The sequence below is a fragment of the Streptomyces sp. RLA012 genome (genome assembly GCF_056270325.1).
Window position 1 is genome coordinate 3,762,789 of the sequence record NZ_JBWDPA010000002.1, and the last position, 24,225, is coordinate 3,787,013.

Consider the following 24,225-nt stretch of genomic DNA (forward strand, 5'->3'; position numbering starts at 1 on the left):
GGTTTTGGGCGGCGGGCAGCCGAACCCTAAACCTTCGCACAGTATCTCTGAACAGCCGGGGTACCGCGCCGTCCGAGACGTCACAGTCTCGTGAGGATTGCGCGCGAGGTGCGTTTCGTACGCAGCTCAGGGCGCGTACGCCGGATCACACCCGGGGCAGTGACTCGACCCCGATGCCGCCCTCGATCGCGAGGATCCGGTGCAGCCGGGTGGCCACCAGCAGGCGTTGCATCTGTGGTGGTACGCGGCGCAGCACGAGCCGTCGGCCGCACCGCCCGGCCCGTCGGTGGGCTCCCATGATGACACCGAGGCCGGTGGCGTCCCAGGAGTCCAGCTCGGACAGGTCCAGCACCAGATCGCCGACTCCGTCGTCGACGGCCGAGTGCAGGACCGTACGGGCGTCCGCCGCGCTGCGTACGTCGAGGCGGCCCCCGACGACCAGCTCGGCGTGGTCGCCCCTGATGTACATATGCGCTCCCCGAGAGTGCGTCTCGTACTCGGCCGTTTTCGGTGTGCACGTCTTCTGTGTGCACGGTCTGACTGGGTTGAGGCCGCGGAGGTTGCCGTCTGTAAGCGAACCGATACCGAATTCACCATATGGGGTGACACCCCAGAGGCACGTGCGGTTTCCGTGACGGGTGATGCTTGATGACGCGCTTGATCAGATACCTGCCCAGATGTCCGACCAGGTGTCCGATCAGATGCTTGATTCAGTGCTTGTAGAAGCCCTGCCCGCTCTTGCGTCCGATGTCACCGGCGTCAACCATCCGGCGCATCAGCTCCGGAGGAGCGAACTTCTCGTCCTGGGTCTCGGTGTAGATGTTGCCGGTGGCGTGCAGGAGGATGTCGACGCCCGTGAGGTCGGCCGTGGCGAGGGGTCCCATGGCATGACCGAAGCCCAGCTTGCAGGCGAGGTCGATGTCCTCGGCGGTGGCCACGCCCGACTCGTACAGCTTGGTGGCCTCGACGACGAGTGCCGAGATGAGACGGGTCGTCACAAAGCCGGCGACGTCACGGTTGACGACGATGCAGGTCTTGCCGACGGACTCGGCGAACTCCCGCGCGGTGGCCAGGGTTTCGTCGCTCGTCTTGTAGCCGCGCACCAGCTCGCACAGCTGCATCATCGGCACCGGCGAGAAGAAGTGCACGCCGACGACGCGTTCCGGGCGTTCGGTGGCCGCCGCGATCTTGGTGATCGGGATGGCCGAGGTGTTGGAGGCGAGCACGGCCTCGTCCCGCACGATCTTGTCGAGCGCGCGGAAGATCTCGTGCTTGACCTCCAGCTTCTCGAAGACGGCCTCGACGACGATGTCCGCGTCCGCGGCGGCGTCGAGGTCGGTGGTCGCGGTGATCCGGGCGAGCGCGGCATCGGCGTCGTGCGCCTCCAGCTTGCCCTTGCTCACGAACTTGTCGTACGAGGCCTTGATGCCGTCGAGTCCGCGCGTGAGCGCCTCGTCGGTGACATCACGCAGCACCACGTCCCAGCCCGCCTGCGCGGACACCTGGGCGATACCGGACCCCATGAGCCCGGCTCCGATGACAGCGAGCTTCCGTGCCACTGTGCGACTCCCCTGACGCGCTGTTTGTCTGTCTCTCGGGCGGACACTAGCGCTCGTGAGGGCCCGTGTGACCCGTAAGTAATGCGTGTCACGGTCTCACGCCGTGAGACGGTGGTCACGTTCCGTCCGGCGGACCCGGGGCTCCTCCCCGCGGTCGGCGCCGACGGGTTCACGACCCCGGTGGTAGGAGCGTCAATTGCGCGCGGTCGCCCTCCGGTTGGTGCCTTCCCCGACCGGCCGACGCCGGCGTCTCCCCGTCCTTCGAGGATGTGGACAGACCGTCTAAGTTGGCCCCATGGTCAATCTGACGCGCATCTACACCAGGACCGGCGACCAGGGCACCACCGCCCTCGGGGACATGAGCCGGGTCGCCAAGACGGATCTGCGGATCTCGGCGTACGCGGACGCCAACGAGGCGAACGCGGTGATCGGGACGGCGGTCGCGCTGGGCGGCCTCGACGAGGAGATCGTCACGGTCCTCACCCGGGTGCAGAACGACCTCTTCGATGTCGGGGCGGACCTCTCCACCCCCGTGGTCGAGGACCCGAAGTTCCCGCCGCTGCGCGTCGAGCAGTTCTACGTCGACAAACTGGAGGCGGACTGCGACCGCTTCAACGACGAGCTGGAGAAGCTCCGCTCCTTCATCCTGCCCGGCGGCACCCCCGGCGCGGCCCTGCTGCACCAGGCGTGCACGGTCGTACGCCGGGCCGAGCGGTCGACGTGGGCGGCGCTGGAGGTGCACGGGGACGCCATGAACCCGCTGACCGCCACCTATCTGAACCGCCTCTCCGACCTGCTGTTCATCCTGGCCCGGACGGCGAACAAGGAGACCGGTGACGTGCTGTGGGTGCCGGGCGGCGAGCGCTAGCCGAACGACCGGCCGTCGCGCCGCCGTGCCAGCACCGCGCCCTGGCTGTCCCAGGCCGCGCGGGAGAGGGTGGGCGCCGCCCAGTGTCCGGTCTGCCGGAAGTACGCGACGGCGGCGCTGTCCCGCGTCAGTTCGGCATAGATGAGCCGGGCGGCCGTCCGCAGATGGTCCCGCGTCCGCAGCCACGCCCCGCCCGCGGTGGCCAGGCCACCACCCACCGTACCGATCAGCGCCGCGAGCAGAGTGCTGTCCATGGCCGCATGGTCGGGGCAGCCCCGGCTCGCTGCCAAGGGCGGCCCGGACGTAATTCCGGTGCGTACGCGGCGTACGCCGAGGGGGGTGCGTAGGCGGGGCGCGCCGGGGTGCGGACGCCGCGCGCCCGCAGCGCTTCGTGAACGACCGTGCCGGCTCCGGCTCCCCCAAGGGCGCAGGCGACGGCCGCCGCGAGCACCGTGCGCAGCCAGCGGCGCCCCTCGTGCGCGGCGCGCGGCAGACCGTAGCGGGGCGGCTTCCAGGTCGGCGGGGCTCCGGACAGACGGTGGGCGGCACAGCGAGCGCCGCGAAGCGCACAGCAGCAGGGCCACGCCGGTGCGGCGCAGGTTCAGCAGACAGCGGACGGCGGGGCCGCGGCCGGCAGTACACAGAAGCCGACCTCGCACGCGACGATCAACCCGACGATCACGGTTGGCTCCTCACAGCGGATGCAAGGTCACCCTCCAGGCTCGTGTACGCGGCCGTCCTGTACGGCTCGTCCGGTGCCGCCCGACGCATCCCGTGGATCAGGTGAAGACCCACGTCAGCCGGTTGCCGGGGAAGCTGGGACTGCACGGCCGCGTCCAAGCGGCGGTGCCGGCGCAGGAGTTGGGGGTCTGACCACACTCCGGGCCCACTGGTCCAGACCTATTGACCTATGGTCCAGACCTTTCTATTCTCGCCGCACTGCGCTAGGTCATGTCCCCGACACCACCGAGGAGGCGCAGGATGCGCTTCAGTATCAGAATCAGAACCGGAACCGGAGTCCGACGGCGAACCGCGGCAGGGCTCACCGCCCTGCTCCTCCCCCTCGCCGCGCTGGTCGGCCTCGCGAGCCCTGCCCACGCCGCCACGTCCGCCACCGCCACGTACACCAAGACCCAGGACTGGGGCACCGGCTTCGAAGGCAAGTGGACGGTCACCAACACCGGTACCACCACCATCAGTTCCTGGACGATCGGGTGGGACTTCCCCTCCGGTACGTCCGTCACCTCGGCCTGGGACGCGGACGTCACCTCCTCCGGCACCCACTGGACCGCCAAGAACAAGTCCTACAACGGCGCTCTCGGCGCCGGCGCCTCCGTCTCCTTCGGCTTCAACGGCGCCGGGACGGGCTCGCCCGCCAACTGCACGCTCAACGGCGGCAGCTGTGACGGCGGCCCCACCGTCCCCGGTGACAACCCGCCCTCCGCGCCCGGCACCCCGACCGCCTCCGCGATCACCGACACCTCGGTGAAGCTGTCCTGGAGCGCGGCCACCGACGACAAGGGCGTCAAGAACTACGACGTGCTGCGCGGCGGCACCAAGGTCGCCACCGTGACGACGACCTCGTACACGGACACCGGTCTGACCGCCGGCAGCGACTACTCGTACACCGTCCAGGCCCGTGACACCGCCGACCAGACCGGTCCGGTGAGCGGCGCGGTCGCCGTGCACACCACGGGCGGCGGCACCACTCCGCCCCCGACCGGCAACGCGGTCAGGCTCGGCTACTTCACCGAGTGGGGCATCTACGGCCGCAACTACAACGTCAAGAACCTGGTGACCTCGGGCTCCGCGGCGAAGATCACGCACATCAACTACGCCTTCGGCAACGTCACCAACGGCCAGTGCGCGATCGGCGACTCCTACGCCGACTACGACAAGGCGTTCACCGCCGACCAGTCCGTCAGCGGTGTCGCGGACACCTGGGACCAGCCGCTGCGCGGCAACTTCAACCAGTTGCGCGAGCTGAAGGCCAAGTACCCGAACATCAAGGTCCTCTGGTCCTTCGGCGGCTGGACCTGGTCCGGCGGCTTCGCCCAGGCCGCCGCCAACCCGGCCGCCTTCGCGCAGTCCTGCTACAACCTGGTCGAGGACCCGCGCTGGGCGGACGTCTTCGACGGCATCGACATCGACTGGGAGTACCCGAACGCCTGCGGTCTGTCCTGCGACACCAGCGGCGCCGCGGCCTACAAGAACCTGATGCAGGCCCTGCGCGCCAAGTTCGGCACCGGCAACCTGGTCACCGCGGCCACCACGGCCGACGGCACCTCGGGCGGCAAGATCGACGCCGCCGACTACGCGGGCGCCTCGCAGTACGTCGACTGGTACAACGTGATGACGTACGACTTCTTCGGCGCCTTCGACGCGGACGGCCCGACCGCTCCGCACTCCCCGCTCACCTCCTACAGCGGGATCCCGACGCCCGGCTTCACCACGGCCGACGCGATCGCCAAGTTCAAGGCGAAGGGCGTACCCGCGAGCAAGCTGCTGATCGGCATCGGCTTCTACGGCCGCGGCTGGACGGGCGTCACCCAGGACGCTCCGGGCGGCACCGCCACGGGTCCGGCGGCAGGCACGTACGAACAGGGCATCGAGGACTACAAGGTGCTCAAGGCGTCCTGCCCGGCCACCGGCACGATCGCCGGCACGGCGTACGCGCACTGCGGCAGCAACTGGTGGTCCTACGACACCCCGGCGACCATCGGTACGAAGATGGCGTGGGCCAGGAGCCAGGGTCTGGGCGGCGCGTTCTTCTGGGAGTTCAGCGGAGACACCAGCAACGGCGAACTGGTGAGCGCCATCAACAGCGGGCTGAGCTGATCAACAGCTGCTCAACAGCTGACTGAGCCAGAAGTCACGCGACATTGACGCGCTGTCCGGGCGGGGCTGCCTCCAGCCACGCGAGAAAACCGGTCAGCGCGTCTTCGCTCATCGCCAGTTCCAGACGGGTACCCCGGTGCACGCAGGCCAGGATGATCGCGTCGGAGAGCAGCGCGAGTTCCTCCTCGCCCTCCGGGGTGCGCCGGCCGGCCACCTCGATCGCCGAACGTTCCAGGACGCGGCGCGGGCGGGGGGAGTACGAGAAGACGCGGTACCACTCGATGCGGTCGCCGTTGTAGCGGGCGACTCCGTAACCCCAGCCTTTGCCGTTGGGGTCACTCTTCTCCGGGACGTCCCAGCGCAGGCTGCAGTCGAAAGTGCCGCCGGAACGCTGGATCAGCCGGCGGCGGAGGCCGAAGACGAACAGCCCCACCACCACGAGCGCCACTACCAATCCGCACACAGTCAGAGCGAGGACCATCGACACCGACCTCCTCGTCTCCTAGGTAACGGAAAAGAAAAAACCTCCGCATTTGCCTCAGCCGCGGCGGGGGCCGGAGTGTTCCGGTCCCCGCCGCGGCTGAGGCAAAGCATCACACAGCGCTCCCCCAGTGCCTTAAGGGCCTGGGAGGTACCCCCAGCTCAGCGCGCCGACACCGCCCGCAGTCGGACGTCCGCGCGACGCTCGGCAGAGGCATCGCCCTCCGCCTTCGCGCGCTCCAGCTCCCGCTCCACACGCTGGACGTCGATCTCGTCCGACAGTTCGGCGATCTCGGCCAGAAGCGACAGCTTGTTGTCGGCGAACGAGATGAAACCGCCGTGCACCGCGGCGACGACCGTTCCACCATCACTCGTACGAATGGTCACCGGGCCCGACTCCAGCACACCGAGCAGCGGCTGGTGACCGGGCATGACGCCGATGTCGCCGGACGCGGTACGCGCGACGACCAGGGTGGCCTCGCCGGACCAGACACTGCGGTCCGCGGCGACGAGCTCGACGTGCAGCTCAGCAGCCAAGGTGGGCTCCTCGGGTCACCACCCGGCATGGCCGCCGGGTGTTGGGTCAAAGTCTAATGGGCGTACGGAGGGGGACGGGACGCGCCCCGCGAGGTGCGGTCCCGCCCCCCTCCTTCACAAACACGAGTTCCTCAGGAACCGGAGTCCCTCAGGTACGCGAGATTCAGGAGACGCCGAGCTCCTTGGCGTTGGCCTTGAGGTCCTCGATGCCACCGCACAGGAAGAACGCCTGCTCCGGGAAGTGGTCGTACTCACCGTCGATGATCGCGTTGAAGGCCGCGATCGACTCCTCCAGCGGGACGTCCGACCCGTCGACGCCGGTGAACTGCTTGGCGACGTGGGTGTTCTGGGACAGGAAGCGCTCCACGCGACGGGCGCGGTGGACGGTGAGCTTGTCCTCTTCGCCCAGCTCGTCGATACCGAGGATCGCGATGATGTCCTGGAGGTCCTTGTACTTCTGCAGGACCGACTTGACCCGCATCGCGGCGGCGTAGTGATCCGCCGCGATGTAGCGCGGGTCCAGGATGCGGGACGTGGAGTCCAGCGGGTCCACGGCCGGGTAGATGCCCTTCTCGGAGATCGGACGGGAGAGCACCGTCGTCGCGTCGAGGTGGGCGAACGTGGTGGCCGGGGCCGGGTCGGTCAGGTCGTCCGCGGGGACGTAGATCGCCTGCATCGAGGTGATCGAGTGACCACGGGTCGAGGTGATGCGCTCCTGGAGGAGACCCATCTCGTCGGCCAGGTTCGGCTGGTAGCCCACCGCGGAGGGCATCCGGCCGAGCAGGGTCGAGACCTCGGAACCGGCCTGCGTGAAGCGGAAGATGTTGTCGATGAAGAACAACACGTCCTGGTTCTGGACGTCACGGAAGTACTCCGCCATCGTCAGACCCGCGAGGGCCACGCGCAGACGGGTGCCCGGGGGCTCGTCCATCTGACCGAAGACAAGGGCGGTCTTGTCGATGACGCCCGACTCCGACATCTCCTCGATGAGGTCGTTGCCCTCACGGGTGCGCTCACCGACACCGGCGAACACGGAGACACCGTCGTGGTTGTTGGCGACGCGGTAGATCATCTCCTGGATGAGCACCGTCTTGCCGACACCGGCACCACCGAACAGACCGATCTTTCCACCCTTGACGTACGGGGTGAGAAGGTCGATGACCTTGACGCCGGTCTCGAACATCTCGGTCTTCGACTCGAGCTCGTCGAAGCGCGGGGCCTTGCGGTGGATGGACCAGCGCTCGCCCTCGTACTTCTCGTCGGAGTTCAGCACCTCACCGAGGGTGTTGAACACCTTGCCCTTGGTGAAGTCGCCGACCGGGACGGTGATGCCGTTGCCGGTGTCGGTGACCGCGGCCTGGCGGACCAGACCGTCGGTGGGCTGCATGGAGATCGTGCGGACCACGCCGTCACCCAGGTGCTGGGCGACCTCCAGGGTCAGCGTCTTCTTCTCGCCGTCCTTGGCCGGGTCGGCCACCTCGACGTGAAGGGCGTTGTAGATGTCCGGCATCGCGTCGACGGGGAACTCCACGTCGACGACCGGGCCGATGACCCGGGCGACGCGGCCCGTGGCAACGGCCGTCTCAGAAGTCGTCGTCATTACTTGTCACTCCCCGCGGTCGCGTCGGCAAGGGCTGCGGACCCACCGACGATCTCGCTGATTTCCTGGGTGATTTCGGCCTGGCGGGCCGCATTGGCAAGACGGGAGAGCGTGGTGATCAGGTCTCCCGCGTTGTCGGTCGCCGACTTCATCGCGCGGCGGGTGGCGGCGTGCTTGGAGGCAGCCGACTGGAGCAGCGCGTTGTAGATACGGCTCTCGACGTACCGGGGCAGCAGGGCGTCGAGGACGTCCTCCGCCGACGGCTCGAACTCGTACAGCGGAAGAATCTCGCCCTTGGGCGCCTCCTCCGCGACCTCTTCGAGGCGCAGGGGCAGCAGGCGGCCGTCGACCGCCGTCTGCGTCATCATCGAGACGAACTCGGTGTAGACGATGTGGAGTTCGTCCACGCCGCCGCCCGCCGTCTCCTTCTCGATGGCCTCGATCAGCGGCGCCGCGACCTTCTTGGCGTCCGCGTAGGTGGGCTCGTCGGTGAAGCCCGACCACGACTGCACGACCGCACGCTCGCGGAAGTGGTAGTGGGCCAGACCTCGGCGGCCGACGATGTACGTGTCGACCTCCTTGCCCTCCGCCTCAAGGCGCGCCGTCAGCTGCTCGGCGGCCTTGATGGCGTTGGAGTTGAAGGCGCCGGCCAGTCCGCGGTCGCTCGTGAGGAGCAGCACCGCGGAACGGGTCGCCGTCTCCGCCTCCGTGGTCAGCGGGTGCTTGGTGTTCGACCCGGTGCCGACCGCCGTGACCGCGCGGGTGAGCTCGGTCGCGTACGGCGCGGAGGCCGCCACCTTGCGCTGCGCCTTGACGACGCGCGAGGCGGCGATCATCTCCATCGCCTTGGTGATCTTCTTGGTCGCGGTGACGGATCGGATGCGACGCTTGTAGACCCGGAGCTGGGCTCCCATGAGTCAGGTCCCTTCCTTACGTCACTTGGCCGCGGCCGGAACGTCTTCGCCGAGCAGCTTGCCGTCCGCGGTCTCGAACTGCTTCTTGAAGTCCGCGATGGAGTCCGCGATGGCCGTGAGGGTGTCGTCCGACATCTTGCCGCCCTCCTTGATGGAGGTCATGAGGCCCTGCTCCTTGCGGTGCAGGTACTCCAGGAGCTCCTTCTCGAAGCGGCGGATGTCGGCGACCGGTACATCGTCCATCTTGCCGGTGGTACCGGCCCACACGGAGACGACCTGGTCCTCGGTCGGCATCGGCTGGTACTGAGCCTGCTTGAGCAGCTCGACCAGCCGCTGACCGCGCTCCAGCTGGGACTTCGACGCGGCGTCCAGGTCCGAACCGAAGGCGGCGAACGCCTCCAGCTCACGGTACTGGGCGAGGTCCAGACGGAGTCGGCCGGAGACCTGCTTCATCGCCTTGTGCTGGGCGGAGCCACCGACGCGGGAGACCGAGATACCGACGTTCAGGGCCGGACGCTGGCCGGCGTTGAACAGGTCGGACTCCAGGAAGCACTGGCCGTCGGTGATGGAGATGACGTTGGTCGGGATGAACGCCGACACGTCGTTCGCCTTGGTCTCGACGATCGGCAGACCCGTCATCGAACCGGCGCCCAGCTCGTCGGAGAGCTTCGCGCAGCGCTCCAGCAGACGGGAGTGCAGGTAGAAGACGTCACCCGGGTAGGCCTCGCGCCCCGGCGGGCGGCGCAGCAGCAGGGACACGGCGCGGTAGGCGTCGGCCTGCTTCGAGAGGTCGTCGAAGATGATGAGGACGTGCTTGCCCTCGTACATCCACTGCTGGCCGATGGCCGAACCGGTGTACGGCGCAAGGTACTTGAAGCCGGCCGGGTCGGACGCCGGGGCGGCGACGATGGTCGTGTACTCCAGCGCGCCGGCCTCTTCGAGGGCGCCACGCACGGAGGCGATGGTCGAACCCTTCTGACCGATGGCGACGTAGATGCAGCGGACCTGCTTCTTCGGGTCGCCCGAGCGCCAGTTGTCGCGCTGGTTGATGATCGTGTCGACAGCCAGCGCGGTCTTGCCGGTCTGACGGTCACCGATGATCAGCTGACGCTGGCCGCGGCCGATCGGGGTCATCGCGTCGACGGCCTTGTAGCCGGTCTCCATCGGCTCGTGCACCGACTTGCGGACCATGACGCCCGGGGCCTGCAGTTCGAGGGCGCGGCGTCCGGTGGTCTCGATCTCGCCGAGGCCGTCGATCGGGTTGCCGAGCGGGTCGACGACGCGGCCGAGGTAGCCCTCGCCCACGGCGACGGACAGCACCTCACCGGTGCGCTGCACCGGCTGGCCCTCCTCGATACCGCTGAACTCGCCGAGGACGACCGCACCGATCTCGCGCTCTTCCAGGTTCAGCGCGAGACCGAGGGTGCCGTCCTCGAACTTCAGCAGTTCGTTCGCCATGGCCGAGGGCAGGCCCTCGATCTTGGCGATACCGTCGCCGGCGACGGTGACCGTACCGACCTCCTCGCGCGAGGCCGCGTCCGGCTTGTACGACTGGACAAAGTTCTCCAGCGCGTCCCGGATCTCCTCCGGCCGGATCGTGAGCTCCGCCATCTGGGTTCCCTGCTCTCCTTGTTGGGCCCGAAGTTTTCTTGGGGGGTCTGGGGTCAGCCCCCAGGAATCCTCTGCACGGCCCAACCAGGGCCGTAAGTACTACGTGTGTACGCGTAGGTACTGCGTGATGACGCGTACGGATCTTCTGTCGAAGTTGCGGTCAGCCGGCCATGCGGCGACCGGCGTCGTCGAGTCGGTCCTTGACGGCACCGTTGATGACCTCGTCACCGACCTGCACCCGGATCCCGCCGATGACCTCGGGGTCGACGTCGAGGTTGAGGTGCATCGGACGGCCGTAGATCTTCGCCAGGGCGGCGCCCAGGCGCTGCTTCTGTCCGTCGCTCAGCGGGACCGCCGAGGTGACGACCGCGACCATGCGGTTGCGGCGCTCGGCGGCGAGCTTGGACAGGGACTCGAGTCCCGCTTCCAGGCTACGTCCCCGGGGTACGGCCACAAGGCGCGTCACCAGACGCTCGGTCGTCGTCTTGGCCCGGCCACCGAGCAGGCGGTGCAGCAGCTCGCTCTGTGCCGCCTTCGAGGCGGTGCGGTCGGTCAGCGCGGCACGCAGCTCGGTGTTCGAAGAGACGATCCGGCCGAACCGGAACAGCTCGTCCTCGACCTCGTCGAGCGTGTTCCCGCGCTGGGCGGCCGTGAGGTCGGCGATGTTCGCCAGCTCCTCCAGCGTGTCCACCAGGTCACGCGGCTGCGACCAGCGCGAGCGCACCAGGCCGGCCACCAGGTCGGCGGTCGGCCCGCCGACCTGCCCGCCGAGCAGCCGCTGGGCCAGCTCGGCCTTGGCCTCGCCGGGCTGCGCCGGGTCGGTGAGGACCCGACGCAGCGACACCTCACGGTCGAGCAGCGCGGTGACGCCGGCCAGCTCGTCGGCGAGCCGGACCGCGTCCACGGACGTCGAGTCCGTCAGCGCGTCGAGACGCTCACGGGCTGCTGCGAAGGCCTCGCGGCTGGCTCCGTGTGTGGTCATCGAGCCGCCTCGGCCTTCGAAGCAGCCTCGTCGAGGCCGTCGAGGAAGCGGTCGATGACGCGGCTCTGCCGGGCGTGGTCCTCAAGGGACTCGCCGACGAGCTTGCCGGCCAGGTCGGTGGCGAGCTTGCCCACGTCCTGACGCAGCGCCTGCGAGGCGGCCTTGCGGTCGGCGTCCAGCTGGGAGTGACCGGCGGCGATGATCTCCTCGCGCTGCCGCTGGCCTTCCGCGCGCATCTCGGCGATGAGCGTGGCGCCCTGCTCCTGCGCCTCCTGGCGCAGCCGCGCGGCCTCGTGCCGGGCCTCGGCGAGCTGGGCCTTGTACTGCTCCAGCACGCTCTGGGCTTCGACCTTCATGGCGTCGGCCTCTTCGATACCGCCTTCGATCGCCGCGCGGCGCTCTTCCAGAACCTTGTTGATGTTCGGGAGGAGCTTCTTCCAGAAGAAGAAGAACACGATGGCGAAGGCGATGGTGCCGACGAGCAGCTCGGGACCCGCCGGGAGGAGCGGGTTCTGCTCTTCCTCGGCTGCGAGTGCAACCAGGTTGGCGATCACATCAGTGCCTTTCGTCGTTTCGTGTCAGTAAGGGGTGATTACTTACCGAACACGAACGGCATAACGATGCCGATGAGGGCGAGCGCCTCACAGAAGGCGAAGCCGAGGATCTGGTTGGCACGGATCAGACCGGCGGCTTCGGGCTGACGGGCCAGAGCCTGGGTGCCCTGACCGAAGATGTAGCCGACGCCGACGCCGGGGCCGATCGCGGCGAGACCGTAACCGATGGAGCCGACCGAGCCGTGGACGGTCGCAGCGGCAGCGATGGTCTGGAGAGCGGACATGCCGGTTCTTCCTTCTCTTTCATGGACCGGTGGGGGTTGGCCACCGGACGCCTGGGGTTTGCGGGGCGGTTTGCCTCAGTGGTGCTCGGCGAGAGCGCCCTGGAGGTAGGAGCAAGCCAGCAGCACGAAGACGTACGCCTGGACGGCCTGCACGAAAAGCTCAAAGAGGACCATGATGATCGTCATGATGAACGAGACGCCGGCCGCCGGAACCATCCAGCTGTTCAGCAGGTACCAGGAGGCGACGGTGAACATGACCAGCATCAGGTGGCCGGCGAACATGTTGGCGAAGAGTCGGACCGCGTGTGTGAAGGGCCGGACGATCAGGTTCGAGAAGAACTCGATGACCATGACGAGCGGCAGCACCCCGCCGAGCGACTTGTCGTAGCCGGTGACGTTCTTGAAGAAGCCGACGAAGCCGTGGCGCTTGAACGTGACCGAGACCCACAGGACGTAGACGATCACGGCGAGCACGACCGGGAAGGCGAAGACCGACGACACCGGGAACTGCGCCAGCGGGATCACGGACCAGATGTTCATGATCCAGACGAAGAAGAACAGCGAGACCATGAGCGGGACGTACTTCTCGCCCTCGCGCTTGCCGAGCGTCTCGTAGACGATGCCGCGGCGCACGAAGTCGTAACCGGCCTCACCGACCATCTGCAGCTTGCCCGGGATCACCTTGGCCTTGCCGAAGGCCGCCCAGAAGAAGGCGACGACAAGGATGGAGGTGAGGAGGGCGAGCAGCATCACCTTGTTGAACTCGAACCCCCCGACCGTGGCGAGCGGCTTGAACAGGAACGAGTGCAGGCCCGGAGCCGGAAAGCCACACCCGTTGTCGGACATGATCCGACAGCTCCAGTCAAAGGCGAGCTGGGTCTGGTCAGCACTCACCGCGGGCTCCTTCGGCGTGACGCATAGGTACGGCAACCTCGTTGTGTCGGCGCGGCGCGCAGCCGCGGTTCGGCACTGGACTGGTGTAACGGATGTGAGGGCGGCTGTGGGGCATCAAGCCTCGCGATTGAGCAGGCGTCAGCTCAGATGCCCGCGCCCGCGATGCCGCAGTTGGCACCGGACGATAGCAGGATCTCCAAGGTGGCTTTATCCCGCCCCTACCCCTCACGACGAGGACCCGGATTTCTCGGGCTTCTCGCTCTTCTCGGGTTCGGGGTCGACATAGAAGATCTTGGCCTTCATGTGCGCCCGCGCCTGCGCCGCCATCCACACGACGGTCGCGAGGACGAGGCCGACCGCGAACGCCTTGGGGTTGAACAGTGACGTGTTCTTGAAGAGAGCCACGAAGATCAGGAGCAGCAGGAGCTGGGCGACGTAGAGCATCAGACCCATGGCCTGGAACAGCTGCGGGAGGGATTTCGCCGTCCACTGCAGGACGTAGAGGCCGATCCCCATGAAGAGGATGGCCAGCAGTGTGCCGATGCCCGCGCCGAGCGCGCCTTTGCCACCCGCGACCACGCCACTGACGGCGACGGCGATCACGCCGACAGCCGCTGTGGGGACAGCAGTGTGCAGTAGGTTCCGGGCGTCATTGGACGGCATGGCGGCAACTCCGCTTGCTTCGGGGGCAGGGTGTCGTCATGGACGAGCGTAGTCCCGGGCTGAGAGAGAACCTCACGCCAAGGGGCCGTCTCACTGCGGCCCTTCGGCTCTGTCCCGGGTTCTCGTGAACCGTATCACAAACTATTTGATGCGGTCTTTACCTAGAAGGTGTGCTCGCTGTCACACATGAGAGTGAACCTGCGCGTCTGTGCAATCTGGTGGGCAAATTGTCTGGTATTAGAGCGGTTTGCCGAAGATCTCTCTTGCACAATTCTTACTTTGCGTCAGCGTGAAGTTCCGGCTTTACGCTCGTCCAGGAGGCGCCCACGGGTGCCGATCGCCGTCGCCCCGTTGACTCCTGGGGCATGTGTGGCGACCGGGGAACGGTGTTCGCGGACGCCCTCCTCCTGCTCCTCGGCCGCCGCCTTCTCATGGGCCTCCGGCGCCTCGTGGGCGACGGACGCCACCGCCACCGGCGCCTCGGCCTCGCCCACCGGCGCGGCCTCGCGACGGCGCCGGTAGCGCGGCGGGACGAGGTGCTCGGCCCAGCGCGGGGCACGCGGCGTGAAGCGCGGCAGCAGGAGCAGCACCAGACCGACCGCGCTGAGCGCCGCGATGCCGAGCACGCTCCACATGGCCCCCGAGTTGACCGAGTACGCGAGGGCGCCGAAGGCGATCAGCGCCGACCAGAAGTACATGATCAGGACGGCCCGGCTGTGCGAGTGGCCGACCTCCAGCAGGCGGTGGTGCAGGTGTCCGCGGTCGGCGGCGAACGGCGACTGTCCGCGCCAGGTACGCCGCACGATGGCCAGCACGAGGTCGGCGGCCGGGATGGCGATGATCGTCAGGGGCAGCAGCAGCGGGATGAAGACGGGCACCGTCTGGTGCACGGTGTTGCGCTCGGAACCGGAGAACAGGTTCATCACGTCGGGATCGATCTGCCCGGTGATCGAGATGGCGCCGGCGGCCAGCACCAGCCCGATCAGCATCGAGCCGGAGTCGCCCATGAAGATCCGCGCCGGGTGCATGTTGTGCGGCAGGAAGCCCAGACACATGCCCATCAGGATCGACGCGAACAGCGTCGCCGGGGCGGCGGCCTCGATGCCGTAGCTGTACCAGATGCGGTAGGCGTACAGGAAGAACGCGGCGGAGGCGATGCACACCATGCCGGCGGCGAGCCCGTCGAGGCCGTCGACGAAGTTCACGGCGTTGATCGTGATGACCACCAGCGCCACCGTCAGCAGGGTGCCCTGCCACTGTGTGAGCGCGACCAGGCCGACACCGGGGATCGGCAGCCACAGGATCGTCAGACCCTGCATGACCATCACACCCGCGGCGATCATCTGACCGCCCAGCTTGATCAGGGCGTCGATCTCGAACTTGTCGTCCAGGACACCGATCAGCCAGATCAGCGCGGCACCGGAGAGCAACGCCCGCGGTTCGTTGGAGTTCTCGAAGACCTCGTTGAGGTTCCGCAGGTGGTCGGCGACCAGCAGGCCCGCGCACAGGCCGAAGAACATCGCGATGCCGCCGAGCCGCGGCGTGGGTTCCCGGTGCACGTCACGTGCCCGGATCTGCGGCATGGCTCCGGCCACGATCGCGAACTTCCGTACCGGCCCTGTCAGCAGATACGTCACCGCGGCCGTGATGCAGAGCGTCAGCAGATATTCACGCACGGGCTTCCCCACAGGTCTCGCTGGCCATCTCAGCCCCACACACTAGCGATGCGCGCATATGGTTGGGGACTTCCGGGTAGCGACGATGGTTGCACGAGTGGCTGTGCACACAAGTGCGCGTACCCCTCACTCGTCCGGATAGGGCGGAAATCTTCCGGTCAGCTCCCGCACTTCTTCACGCGCCGTCCTGCCGTCGACCTCGTCCCGAAGCACCGCCGCGAACACCTTCGCGACCTGCGCCATCTCCGCCTCGCCCATCCCCTGTGTGGTCAGCGCGGCGGTGCCCAGCCGCAGGCCACGGGTGTCGCCGTGCGGAAGCGCACAGGTGTCGAGGACCATTCCGGCGGCGGCGAGAAGACCGCGCGCGCTGCGCCCGTCGATGCCCAGCGGCGCCGTGTCCGCGGCCAGCAGATGGGTGTCGGTGCCCCCGGTGGTGAGGGCGAGCCCCTCCCCGGCCAGGCCCTCCGCGAGAGCTTTCGCATTGGCGACCACCTGATGGGCGTACGCCGTGAACGCGGGCGTCGCCGCCTCGCCGAACGCGACGGCCTTGGCGGCGATGGTGTGCATCTGCGCGCCGCCCTGGGTGAAGGGGAAGACCGCCCGGTCGACGCGCTCGGCCAGCTCCCCGCCGCACAGGATCATGCCGCCGCGGGGGCCGCGCAGCACCTTGTGCGTGGTGGCGCAGACGACATCGGCGTACGGCACCGGATTGGGCGCCGCTCCGCCGGCGACCAGCCCGATGGGGTGGGCGGCGTCGGCGATGAGATAGGCACCGACCTCGTCGGCGATCTCTCTGAAGAGCGCGTAGTCGATGTGCCGCGGATAGGAGATCGAGCCGCAGACGACGGCCTTCGGCCGGTGTGCGCGGGCCAGCGCGCGCACCTGCTCGTAGTCGATGAGCCCGCTGTCCGCCTCCACCCCGTACCCGACGAAGTCGAACCAGCGGCCGGAGAAGTTCGCGGGCGACCCGTGGGTGAGGTGACCGCCGAACGGCAGCCCCATCGCCAGGACGGTGTCACCGGGGCGCAGCAGGGCTGCGTACGCGGCCAGCACGGCCGAAGAGCCGGAGTGGGACTGCACGTTGGCATGATCGGCGCCGAAAAGGGCCTTGGCGCGGTCCACGGCGATCCGCTCGGCGACGTCGACGATCTCGCAGCCACCGTGGTGACGGGCGCCGGGGTACCCCTCGGCGTACTTGTTCGCCAGCGGCGACCCCAGCGCGGCCAGCACGGCCGGCGAGGTGAAGTTCTCCGCCGCGATCAACTGCAGCGTCGTCGACTGCCGCGCCAGCTCCCCGATCAGGATCTCGGCGAGCTCCGGGTCCTGTCGACGCAGGGCATCCGCTTCCAACGTTTGTGTGACCGGCATGGTGGACTCCGGACCTCGGCGGGGGTGCGCTACGTCCAATGTAGAACCGGGACCGGTGGGACGCCCGGTATTGCCCGGTATTACGGCCTGCCGGGTGCCGTTCACACCGCCCCGGGCGGCCTAGGCCCGCGCCCGCACCCCCGTCAACGCGGTCACCACCGGATCCAGCGCCTCGTTGATCTCGTCCCCGATCGAGCGGAAGAAGGGAAGCGGCGCACCGTACGGGTCGAAGACCTCGTCCGCCTCCGCCGTGGGCGCCAGCAGCCACCCGCGTAGAGCGGCGGCGGCCCGCACCAGGGCGCGGGCGCGTTCGACCACGCCGTCCTCCAGGGGAGGGAGGGTCGCCGTGTCTATGGCGCGGACCAGTCTGGTGAACTCCTTCAGGGTGAAGGTGCGCAGACCCGCGGAGTGGCCCATCGAGATGACCTGGGCGCGGTGGTCGCGGGTCGCGGTGAGGACCAGGTCGGCTCTGATGACGTGGTCGTCGAGGAGTTCGCGGCCCACGAACCCGGAGGCGTCCGCGCCGAAGTCGGCGAGGACCGTCTCCGCGTTGGCCTCCATGGGCGCACCCTCGTGCCCCCAGGTGCCCGCGCTCTCCACGATCAGACCGCCCCACAGGGGGTCCCCGAGCCGGTCCGCGAGGGCATGCCGGGTCAGCCGCTCGGTGATCGGCGAGCGGCACACGTTGCCGGTGCTGACGTGGAGGATGCGGAAGGACCCCCTGGGAGACCCGTTGGTCCCCGTGATCCCCGTGCCTATGCCACGCCCCGCGTCAGGGGCTGTCAATTCGCCACCTCAAGGTCGGGTACGACCTTCCGGAGCTCCTCCGCCGACAGGGCTCCCGCACGCAGCAGCACAGGCACCTTGCCGGTCACGTCGACGATCGAGGAGGGAACGTTGCCGGGGGTCGGACCGCCGTCCAGGTACACGGAGACGGAGTCGCCGAGCATCTCCTGCGCGGCGTCACAGTCCTCCGGCGCCGGGTGGCCCGTGAGGTTCGCGGAGGAGACGGCCATCGGGCCGACCTCCGTGAGCAGTTCGATGGCGACCGGGTGCAGCGGCATACGGATGGCCACCGTGCCCCGGGTGTCCCCCAAGTCCCACTGCAGGGACGGCTGGTGCTTGGCGACGAGGGTGAGCGCACCGGGCCAGAACGCGTCGACGAGCTCCCAGGCCATCTCGGAGAAGTCCGTGACGAGGCCGTGCAGGGTGTTCGGGGAGCCGATGAGGACAGGGGTGGGCATGTTGCGGCCCCGGCCCTTGGCCTCCAGCAGATCGGCGACGGCCTCCGAGGTGAACGCGTCGGCGCCGATGCCGTAGACCGTGTCCGTCGGAAGGACCACCAGCTCGCCACGGCGGACGGCGGACGCGGCCTCACGCAGACCGGTGATGCGGTCGGTCGCGTCGTTGGTGTCGTATCGCCGTGCCATTTAGCGGGCCTCCTCATACACGTACTGCCGGCTGGGGATCACGATGCGCGCGCTCACGGCATCGCCTTGCGGGCGGTCGCGAACCGCGGCCGCTTGTTGAGGTCCGGGTGGTCGGCCGCGTCGGCCCAGCCCCGCTCCTCGGTGAAGATCCACGGCACCTGCCCGCCCTGGGTGTCGGCATGCTCGATGACGACGACGCCCCCGGGGCGCAGCAGCCGGTGCGCGGTGCGCTCGATGCCGCGAATGAGATCGAGTCCGTCCTCGCCCGAGAACAGGGCGAGTTCGGGATCGTAGTCCCGGGCCTCCGGCTGCACGTACTCCCATTCCGTGAGCGGGATGTACGGCGGGTTGGAGATCACCAGGTCCACCTGGCCGTCGAGGTCGTGGAAGGCGTCCAGGGCGTCTCCCTGGCGCAGGTCGACCCTGGACCCCTCGACGTTCTTGCGCGTCCACCGCAGGGCGTCCTCGGACAGCTCCACGGCGTGTACGCGGGAGCGCGGGACCTCCTGCGCGAGGGCGAGCGCGATGGCGCCCGAGCCGGTGCAGAGATCGACGATCAGCGGCTCGACGACATCCATCGCGCGTACGGCGTCTATGGCCCAGCCGACGACGGACTCCGTCTCCGGGCGCGGGACGAACACCCCCGGCCCCACCTGGAGCTCCAGGTAGCGGAAGTAGGCGCGCCCGGTGATGTGCTGGAGCGGCTCGCGGGCCTCGCGGCGCGCGGTCACCTCCCAGTAGCGGGCGTCGAAGTCCACGTCCTTGACGGTGTGCAGCTCGCCCCGCTTCACGCCGTGCACGAAGGCGGCGAGCTCCTCCGCGTCGTTGCGCGGCGAGGGCACGCCGGCGTCGGCCAGCCGCTGGGTGGCCTGGGCCACTTCCGCGAGCAGCAGGTTCACGCTGGTCCTCCGGGGCTGAGCTGTTGTCGTACGGCTTGACGAGTACGGCTTTACAGGTACGGCCTTACAGATGAAACGGCTTCACAAGTACGGCTCTGAGAGGCTTCGTTCGGCTTTACGCGGCCGCGAGCTTCGCGGCCGAGTCGGCGTCGACGCACGCCTGGATCACCGCGTCGAGGTCCCCGTCGAGCACCTGGTCCAAGTTGTACGCCTTGAAGCCCACGCGGTGGTCCGAGATGCGATTCTCCGGGAAGTTGTACGTACGGATCTTCTCGGAGCGGTCGACGGTACGGACCTGGCTGCGGCGGGCGTCCGCGGCCTCCCGCTCCGCTTCCTCCTGCGCCGCCGCGAGGAGCCTGGAGCGCAGGATACGCATCGCCTGCTCCTTGTTCTGCAGCTGGCTCTTCTCGTTCTGGCAGGAGGCGACGACTCCGGTGGGAATGTGCGTGATGCGCACCGCGGAGTCCGTCGTGTTGACGGACTGGCCGCCGGGGCCCGACGAGCGGTAGACGTCGATGCGCAGATCGTTCGCGTGGATCTCGACGTCGACCTCCTCGGCCTCGGGCGTGACAAGGACACCGGCCGCCGAAGTGTGGATCCGGCCCTGCGACTCCGTCGACGGCACGCGCTGCACCCGGTGCACCCCGCCCTCGTACTTCATGCGCGCCCAGACACCCTGGCCGGGTTCGGTGGCGCCCTGGCCGCCCTTGGTCTTCACGGCGACCTGGACGTCCTTGTAGCCGCCGAGCTCGGACTCCGTGGAGTCGATGATCTCGGTCTTCCAGCCGACGCGCTCGGCGTAGCGAAGGTACATGCGCAGCAGGTCACCGGCGAACAGGGCCGACTCGTCGCCGCCCGCGCCCGCCTTGATCTCCAGGATGACGTCCTTGTCGTCGCTGGGGTCGCGCGGGACCAGCAGCAGGCGGAGCTTCTCGGTGAGCTCCTCGCGCTGCTTCTCCAGGACCTTGACCTCGGCGGCGAAGTCCGGGTCGTCGGCCGCGAGCTCCTTCGCGGTCCCGATGTCGTCCCCGGTCTGCTTCCAGGAGCGGTAGGTCGCGACGATCGGGGTCAGCTCGGCGTAGCGCTTGTTCAGCTTGCGCGCGTTGGCCTGGTCGGCGTGGACCGACGGGTCAGCGAGCTTCTTCTCCAGATCGGCGTGCTCGCCGATGAGTTCCTCGACCGCCTCGAACATCTCCGGCTCCAATGGACTGTCCCCAGCTCCATGATGGGCTCGGGGACGTAGGTAAGACGAATGTGGGGGCTGCACCGCAAAGCGCCGGTCCCGGCGCCCCCGTGCCGGGGACGCCGAAGACCGGCGCTGTGGGCTCGCTACTTCTTGGCAGCGGCAGCCTTGCCGAAGCGGGCCTCGAAGCGGGCCACGCGGCCACCGGTGTCGAGGATCTTCTGCTTGCCCGTGTAGAACGGGTGGCACTCGGAGCAGACCTCGGCGCGGATGGCACCGCTGGAGATCGTGCTACGGGTGGTGAACGACGCGCCACAGGTGCAGCTGACCTGCGTCTCGACGTACTCGGGGTGGATGTCGCGCTTCAAGGTGTCTCCTAGTTTCGGGAGGGCGCCGGGTCGCCGCCGCGGATTGCGGGAGCGTGAACCGGAGCCGACGTACCAGTCTGCCAGGACTGGCGCCATCCCCCAAAACCGGGGGCCCAGGTGATCTATTCCCCGCGGGTCGTCCGGGGGTCGTCCGGGGGTCGCCCGCGGGGCGTCCTGGGCTTGTCGCGCCCACGCTGCGGGGCCGCACGGTGTCCGCCCCGCGCCTCTCACGGGGCGCTGACGACGCCCTTCGCGCTGCCCGTGGCCGTGCCCTTCGTGGCCGCCTGCGGGATCGCCCGGTCGTCCTTCAGGGCCTTCCAGACCAGCTTCGCCTTGGCCTCGTCGACGAGGACACGGTTGGCGTTCGCACTGTCGTACTGGACCGGCATCGTCACCATGTTCATGTTCGACGAACCGATGCCCTTGAGGCCGTCGGCGAAGGACACGAGGTCCTTGACGGAACCGAGGCCGGAGTCGGTGGTGATGGCCTTGGTCGCGGTGTTGGCGAGCTCGACCAGCTTCGTCGGGCTGGTCAGGACGCCTATGTGCTTGACCTGGTTGACCAGGGCCTTGATGAAGGCCTGCTGGAGCTGGATGCGGCCGAGGTCGGAGCCGTCGCCGACGCCGTGCCGGGTGCGGACCAGACCGAGCGCCTGCCGGCCGTCGAGCGTGTGTGTGCCGGCCTTCAGGTTGAGATGGCTGTCGGAGTCCTCGATGTCCTCGGTGGTGGTCACCCGGACACCGCCGAGGTCGTCGATGAGCTTCTGGAAGCCGCTGAAGTCGACCTCGACGTAGTGGTCCATGCGGATACCGGTCATGGACTCGACGGTCTTCACGGCGCAGGCGGCGCCACCGGTGGAGTACGCGGAGTTGAACATCACGCCGGAGGCGGCGTCGTGGGTGACACCCTTGGCGTCGGTGCAGGAGGGGCGCGCGACGAGGGTGTCGCGGGGTATGGAGACCACGCTGGCCTTCTTGTGGCCCTCGTACACGTGCACCACCATCGCCGTGTCCGAGCGGGCGCTGCCGTCGTCGGTGCCGCCGCCCAGCGCCTTGTTGCCGCCGGAGCGCGTGTCGGAGCCCAGGACCAGGATGTTCTCGGAGCCGTTGTCGACCTTCACCGGCCGGTCGGCGCCGAGGGCCTGGTTGATGTCGACCGTCTTGAGGTTGTTGTTGAGCTTGACGTACAGGACACCGGCGCCGGCGCCCCCCAGGACGACGATGCCCGCCGCGGTCCAGGCCGTGACGACCAGGGCCCTGCTCCGCGTTCCGCGCGGCTTCCGGCGGCGGCCCTTCGCGCGGCGGCGCGGGGCGCTCGTGCCGGGCTCGCCCGGTGTGCCGGGGGCGCCCGGTGTGCCGGGGGCGCCCGGTGTGCCGGGGTCCGGCATGCTCTCGGCAGGCATGGGCTCCTCTTGTCCTCGTTGCGGGTCTGCGGTCGGTTACCCCCTGCTTTCAGGGCCACGCCCGGTCCATCGGCGTACCACGTACTACTTCATGGTCGCTCCGTACGGTCAGACGGGGAAACTCGGGAAAGGGTTGCACAACGCAGCGTGCCCACCACGTGGTGTGGTGGGCACGCTGCGTAGCCGATGAATCCGGGGAAACCCCGCTCACCTGCGATTTCAGCCGAAGATGTCGTACTGCTTGAAATCGGTACCGATCTTGACCGCTGTGGTGAAGATCTCGCTGGTGGCCTTGCCGGTGCCCGGGTACAGGTAGAGCGCGCCGGCGGGCGTACGGGCCAGGAAGTCGGCCTTTCCGTCGCCGGTCACGTCGCCGACCGCGCCGAAGGCGTTGTAGCCGTCCCAGGTGCGCACCTTGACGCGACCGGAGAACGCCGCGCTGCCCGCCTTGCCGGTGCCCTTGTAGAGGTAGATGTACGAACCGGTCTTGCTGCGCGCGATCAGGTCGGTCTTGCCGTCGCCGGTGAAGTCGCCGTGGCCGCGCAGGACGTTGTACTGGTTCCAGCCGGAGCCGACCTTGACGGGCGCCGAGAAGGTGCCGTTGCCCTTGCCCGGGTAGATCCACAGCACACCGCCGGAGTCGACGGAGAGCAGGTCGGGCAGGGCGTCGCCGGTGACGTCACCGGGGGCGACGACGGCGGTGCGGGTCTTCCAGTTGCTGAAGATCTTCGTGTCGGCCCACTTGCCGGTGGACGGCAGGAAGTGCCACCAGTGGACCTCACCGGTGGAGCTGCGGCGCTCCACGACGTCCTGGAAGCCGTCGCGGTTGAGGTCGGCCTGCAGCACGACGTTCGACGTGCTCCAGTTGCCCCAGGACTGCCGGGCGGCGAACGAGGTGCCCTTGGAGTCCAGCTCGTACAGCGTCTTGGTGGAGGAGTTGCGGACGAACAGGTCGGCCTTGTTGTCGAGGCTCAGGTTCGCGTCGTCGACCTGCGGGTAGGCCGCACCGACGTACGCGCTGACCTTCGAGAAGACGCTGTACGCGCCCTTCTCCACGCAGTCCGCCACACCCCAGGAGACGACACCCACGATGCGGTAGCCCACGGTGCTGTTGCCCACGGTCAGCGGCCCGCCGGAGTCGCCGTTGCACGCGGAGGTGGTGCCGGTGTCGCTGCCGGTCGCCGGGTTGCCCGCGCAGACCATGTGGCCCTTGATGAAGTCGGAGCCGTAGAAGCCGCTGCAGGTGGCGTCGGACTTGATGGGCAGCGTGGCCGTCTTCAGGGTCTCGGAGACGTCGTTGGTGGTGGAGGTGGTACGGCCCCAGCCGTAGAGCGTCGCCTTGGTGCCGGAGACGTACGAGGCGGTGTCGTCCGACGTCGTCATCCGGATCGGCTTGGCCGTGACGGGGTTGTCCAGCGTGAGGACCGCGATGTCGTTGTTGATGGTCGTCGCGCTGTACGAGGGGTGGTTCCACTGCCGCAGGACAGCGGTGGCGGTGCCACCGTGCAGGTTGGTGCCACCGTCGGTGGGGAGTTGCGCGGTGCCGGTCACAACGGCGCCGTTGGCGGCCCAGTTGTAGCTCTTGCCGTGCTCGTCCTTGACGCAGTGCGCCGCGGTGAGAATCTTCGTCGGCGACACGACGGAACCGCCGCAGAAGAAGCCGAAGTCGTCGCCGGTGTCGCTGGTGCCCTTGTCGTCGAGGTACCAGAGCTGGGCCATCCACGGGGCCGTGGTGATGGCGGTCGTGGTACCACCGATGATCTTCGGGTCGACGGAGACACCGCCCGCGGTCGCGCTCGTGCCCGTAAGCGCGCCCGTACCCGCACGCGCGCTCGTGCTCGCGCTCAACGACGACTTCTTCGTGTTCGCCGACTGGCCGGCGGCGCCGTCACTCGCGACGGCGCCCGCGATCCGCTTCTTCAGCGTGGCGAGGCTCGGCGAGGAGTTGCTCTGCTTCGTGATCGGCGTCGGCTGCCCGGTGGCGGCGTTCGCGGACGACATCAGGAGCGCACCGCCGACGGCGGCCGCCAGGGTCGCCGCGGCGAAGGGCACGGCTATACGGATCCGGCGTCTGTGACGACCACGCCCGGACATGGACGTATCCATTCAAGTCC

24 protein-coding genes and 2 pseudogenes are annotated in these 24,225 nt (G+C 68.5%); 3 read left to right on the forward strand and 23 right to left on the reverse strand.

Annotation, left to right across the window (positions count from 1 at the left end; translation table 11 throughout):
- Positions 1 to 145 precede the first annotated feature (145 nt).
- Both RV986_RS16935 and RV986_RS16940 read right to left on the reverse strand, forming a co-directional pair.
- Positions 146 to 469 (reverse strand): STAS domain-containing protein, encoded by a 324-nt coding sequence (locus RV986_RS16935; RefSeq protein WP_030596935.1) that lies wholly within the window; start codon positions 467 to 469, stop codon positions 146 to 148.
- A 241-nt stretch (positions 470 to 710) separates the two neighbouring features.
- On the reverse strand, positions 711 to 1,559 hold the full coding sequence (locus RV986_RS16940) for a 3-hydroxyacyl-CoA dehydrogenase family protein (protein WP_475918208.1): 849 nt from the start codon (positions 1,557 to 1,559) through the stop codon (positions 711 to 713).
- A gap of 295 nt (positions 1,560 to 1,854) precedes the next feature.
- On the opposite strand from RV986_RS16940, the gene RV986_RS16945 reads away from it, so the two are divergent.
- Positions 1,855 to 2,427: a cob(I)yrinic acid a,c-diamide adenosyltransferase gene (locus RV986_RS16945; protein ID WP_475918209.1), complete on the forward strand. Its 573-nt coding sequence runs from the start codon at positions 1,855 to 1,857 to the stop codon at positions 2,425 to 2,427.
- Here the strand turns inward: RV986_RS16945 and RV986_RS16950 are convergent.
- Positions 2,424 to 2,681, reverse strand: a complete 258-nt coding sequence (locus RV986_RS16950; RefSeq protein WP_475918210.1) for a hypothetical protein — start codon at positions 2,679 to 2,681, stop codon at positions 2,424 to 2,426. The two genes, RV986_RS16945 and RV986_RS16950, sit on opposite strands and share 4 nt — an antisense overlap.
- A 167-nt stretch (positions 2,682 to 2,848) precedes the next feature.
- Positions 2,849 to 3,109: pseudogene (locus tag RV986_RS16955) on the reverse strand (hypothetical protein); the annotation flags it as partial.
- Positions 3,110 to 3,210: 101 nt separating this feature from the next.
- Between RV986_RS16955 and RV986_RS16960 the strand changes: the two are divergent.
- Both RV986_RS16960 and RV986_RS16965 read left to right on the forward strand, forming a co-directional pair.
- Positions 3,211 to 3,300: pseudogene (locus tag RV986_RS16960) on the forward strand (DNA-binding response regulator); the annotation flags it as partial.
- A gap of 108 nt (positions 3,301 to 3,408) precedes the next feature.
- Complete coding sequence (locus tag RV986_RS16965) at positions 3,409 to 5,265, forward strand: glycosyl hydrolase family 18 protein (protein WP_475918211.1); 1,857 nt, start codon at positions 3,409 to 3,411, stop codon at positions 5,263 to 5,265.
- A gap of 34 nt (positions 5,266 to 5,299) precedes the next feature.
- On the opposite strand, the gene RV986_RS16970 is transcribed toward RV986_RS16965, so the two are convergent.
- From RV986_RS16970 to RV986_RS17060, 19 genes are all read right to left on the reverse strand, one after another.
- Positions 5,300 to 5,746, reverse strand: a complete 447-nt coding sequence (locus tag RV986_RS16970; protein ID WP_475918212.1) for a DUF2550 domain-containing protein — start codon at positions 5,744 to 5,746, stop codon at positions 5,300 to 5,302.
- 161 nt (positions 5,747 to 5,907) lie between these two features.
- Positions 5,908 to 6,282, reverse strand: coding sequence for a F0F1 ATP synthase subunit epsilon (locus tag RV986_RS16975; protein WP_054233220.1), 375 nt, complete (start codon positions 6,280 to 6,282; stop codon positions 5,908 to 5,910).
- Between the two features lie 163 nt (positions 6,283 to 6,445).
- The gene (gene atpD / locus RV986_RS16980) at positions 6,446 to 7,882 is read right to left on the reverse strand and encodes a F0F1 ATP synthase subunit beta (RefSeq protein ID WP_475918213.1); all 1,437 of its coding nucleotides are present in this window, start codon (positions 7,880 to 7,882) and stop codon (positions 6,446 to 6,448) included.
- On the reverse strand, positions 7,882 to 8,796 hold the full coding sequence (locus tag RV986_RS16985; protein WP_475918214.1) for a F0F1 ATP synthase subunit gamma: 915 nt from the start codon (positions 8,794 to 8,796) through the stop codon (positions 7,882 to 7,884). Before RV986_RS16985 ends, atpD begins: the two co-directional genes overlap by 1 nt.
- Positions 8,797 to 8,817: 21 nt before the next feature.
- On the reverse strand, positions 8,818 to 10,407 hold the full coding sequence (atpA, locus tag RV986_RS16990; RefSeq protein WP_475918215.1) for a F0F1 ATP synthase subunit alpha: 1,590 nt from the start codon (positions 10,405 to 10,407) through the stop codon (positions 8,818 to 8,820).
- Positions 10,408 to 10,567: 160 nt separating this feature from the next.
- On the reverse strand, positions 10,568 to 11,389 hold the full coding sequence (locus tag RV986_RS16995) for a F0F1 ATP synthase subunit delta (RefSeq protein WP_475918216.1): 822 nt from the start codon (positions 11,387 to 11,389) through the stop codon (positions 10,568 to 10,570).
- Positions 11,386 to 11,943, reverse strand: a complete 558-nt coding sequence (locus tag RV986_RS17000; RefSeq protein WP_475918217.1) for a F0F1 ATP synthase subunit B — start codon at positions 11,941 to 11,943, stop codon at positions 11,386 to 11,388. Before RV986_RS17000 ends, RV986_RS16995 begins: the two co-directional genes overlap by 4 nt.
- Positions 11,944 to 11,981: 38 nt before the next feature.
- Complete coding sequence (atpE, locus tag RV986_RS17005) at positions 11,982 to 12,227, reverse strand: ATP synthase F0 subunit C (RefSeq protein ID WP_212726922.1); 246 nt, start codon at positions 12,225 to 12,227, stop codon at positions 11,982 to 11,984.
- Between the two features lie 75 nt (positions 12,228 to 12,302).
- A complete protein-coding gene (gene atpB, locus RV986_RS17010) occupies positions 12,303 to 13,073 on the reverse strand; it encodes a F0F1 ATP synthase subunit A (RefSeq protein WP_475924302.1) in 771 nt (256 codons plus the stop codon).
- A 273-nt stretch (positions 13,074 to 13,346) separates the two neighbouring features.
- The gene (locus RV986_RS17015; RefSeq protein WP_467595142.1) at positions 13,347 to 13,784 is read right to left on the reverse strand and encodes a Cg1360 family ATP-synthase-associated protein; all 438 of its coding nucleotides are present in this window, start codon (positions 13,782 to 13,784) and stop codon (positions 13,347 to 13,349) included.
- 284 nt (positions 13,785 to 14,068) lie between these two features.
- Entirely contained in the window at positions 14,069 to 15,460 is a 1,392-nt protein-coding gene (locus RV986_RS17020; RefSeq protein ID WP_475918218.1) for an MraY family glycosyltransferase, read from the reverse strand.
- Between the two features lie 126 nt (positions 15,461 to 15,586).
- Positions 15,587 to 16,828 (reverse strand): serine hydroxymethyltransferase, encoded by a 1,242-nt coding sequence (locus tag RV986_RS17025; protein WP_475918219.1) that lies wholly within the window; start codon positions 16,826 to 16,828, stop codon positions 15,587 to 15,589.
- Positions 16,829 to 16,948: 120 nt separating this feature from the next.
- Positions 16,949 to 17,614, reverse strand: coding sequence for an arsenate reductase/protein-tyrosine-phosphatase family protein (locus tag RV986_RS17030; RefSeq protein WP_475918220.1), 666 nt, complete (start codon positions 17,612 to 17,614; stop codon positions 16,949 to 16,951).
- Positions 17,611 to 18,258, reverse strand: coding sequence for an L-threonylcarbamoyladenylate synthase (locus RV986_RS17035; RefSeq protein WP_054233231.1), 648 nt, complete (start codon positions 18,256 to 18,258; stop codon positions 17,611 to 17,613). The genes RV986_RS17030 and RV986_RS17035 overlap by 4 nt, the downstream gene beginning before the upstream one ends.
- A gap of 53 nt (positions 18,259 to 18,311) precedes the next feature.
- Positions 18,312 to 19,157, reverse strand: a complete 846-nt coding sequence (prmC, locus tag RV986_RS17040; protein WP_475918221.1) for a peptide chain release factor N(5)-glutamine methyltransferase — start codon at positions 19,155 to 19,157, stop codon at positions 18,312 to 18,314.
- Positions 19,158 to 19,272: 115 nt separating this feature from the next.
- A complete protein-coding gene (prfA, locus tag RV986_RS17045) occupies positions 19,273 to 20,349 on the reverse strand; it encodes a peptide chain release factor 1 (protein WP_475918222.1) in 1,077 nt (358 codons plus the stop codon).
- Between the two features lie 137 nt (positions 20,350 to 20,486).
- On the reverse strand, positions 20,487 to 20,708 hold the full coding sequence (gene rpmE / locus RV986_RS17050) for a 50S ribosomal protein L31 (protein ID WP_352052736.1): 222 nt from the start codon (positions 20,706 to 20,708) through the stop codon (positions 20,487 to 20,489).
- 227 nt (positions 20,709 to 20,935) lie between these two features.
- Positions 20,936 to 22,111, reverse strand: coding sequence for an LCP family glycopolymer transferase (locus RV986_RS17055; protein WP_475918223.1), 1,176 nt, complete (start codon positions 22,109 to 22,111; stop codon positions 20,936 to 20,938).
- A gap of 219 nt (positions 22,112 to 22,330) precedes the next feature.
- Positions 22,331 to 24,205, reverse strand: coding sequence for a trypsin-like serine protease (locus RV986_RS17060; RefSeq protein ID WP_475918224.1), 1,875 nt, complete (start codon positions 24,203 to 24,205; stop codon positions 22,331 to 22,333).
- Between the last annotated feature and the right edge of the window lie 20 nt (positions 24,206 to 24,225).

Coding starts and splice junctions, on each gene's coding strand:
- RV986_RS16935 (WP_030596935.1), bottom strand. CDS start 469: ATGTACATCAGGGGCGACCACGCCGAGCTGGTCGTCGGGGGCCGCCTC.
- RV986_RS16945 (WP_475918209.1), top strand. CDS start 1,855: ATGGTCAATCTGACGCGCATCTACACCAGGACCGGCGACCAGGGCACC.
- RV986_RS16950 (WP_475918210.1), bottom strand. CDS start 2,681: ATGGACAGCACTCTGCTCGCGGCGCTGATCGGTACGGTGGGTGGTGGC.
- RV986_RS16965 (WP_475918211.1), top strand. CDS start 3,409: ATGCGCTTCAGTATCAGAATCAGAACCGGAACCGGAGTCCGACGGCGA.
- RV986_RS16970 (WP_475918212.1), bottom strand. CDS start 5,746: ATGGTCCTCGCTCTGACTGTGTGCGGATTGGTAGTGGCGCTCGTGGTG.
- atpD (WP_475918213.1), bottom strand. CDS start 7,882: ATGACGACGACTTCTGAGACGGCCGTTGCCACGGGCCGCGTCGCCCGG.
- RV986_RS16985 (WP_475918214.1), bottom strand. CDS start 8,796: ATGGGAGCCCAGCTCCGGGTCTACAAGCGTCGCATCCGATCCGTCACC.
- atpA (WP_475918215.1), bottom strand. CDS start 10,407: ATGGCGGAGCTCACGATCCGGCCGGAGGAGATCCGGGACGCGCTGGAG.
- RV986_RS16995 (WP_475918216.1), bottom strand. CDS start 11,389: ATGACCACACACGGAGCCAGCCGCGAGGCCTTCGCAGCAGCCCGTGAG.
- atpE (WP_212726922.1), bottom strand. CDS start 12,227: ATGTCCGCTCTCCAGACCATCGCTGCCGCTGCGACCGTCCACGGCTCG.
- atpB (WP_475924302.1), bottom strand. CDS start 13,073: ATGTCCGACAACGGGTGTGGCTTTCCGGCTCCGGGCCTGCACTCGTTC.
- RV986_RS17015 (WP_467595142.1), bottom strand. CDS start 13,784: ATGCCGTCCAATGACGCCCGGAACCTACTGCACACTGCTGTCCCCACA.
- RV986_RS17025 (WP_475918219.1), bottom strand. CDS start 16,828: ATGCCGGTCACACAAACGTTGGAAGCGGATGCCCTGCGTCGACAGGAC.
- RV986_RS17035 (WP_054233231.1), bottom strand. CDS start 18,258: ATGGCACGGCGATACGACACCAACGACGCGACCGACCGCATCACCGGT.
- prfA (WP_475918222.1), bottom strand. CDS start 20,349: ATGTTCGAGGCGGTCGAGGAACTCATCGGCGAGCACGCCGATCTGGAG.
- RV986_RS17055 (WP_475918223.1), bottom strand. CDS start 22,111: ATGCCTGCCGAGAGCATGCCGGACCCCGGCACACCGGGCGCCCCCGGC.
- RV986_RS17060 (WP_475918224.1), bottom strand. CDS start 24,205: ATGTCCGGGCGTGGTCGTCACAGACGCCGGATCCGTATAGCCGTGCCC.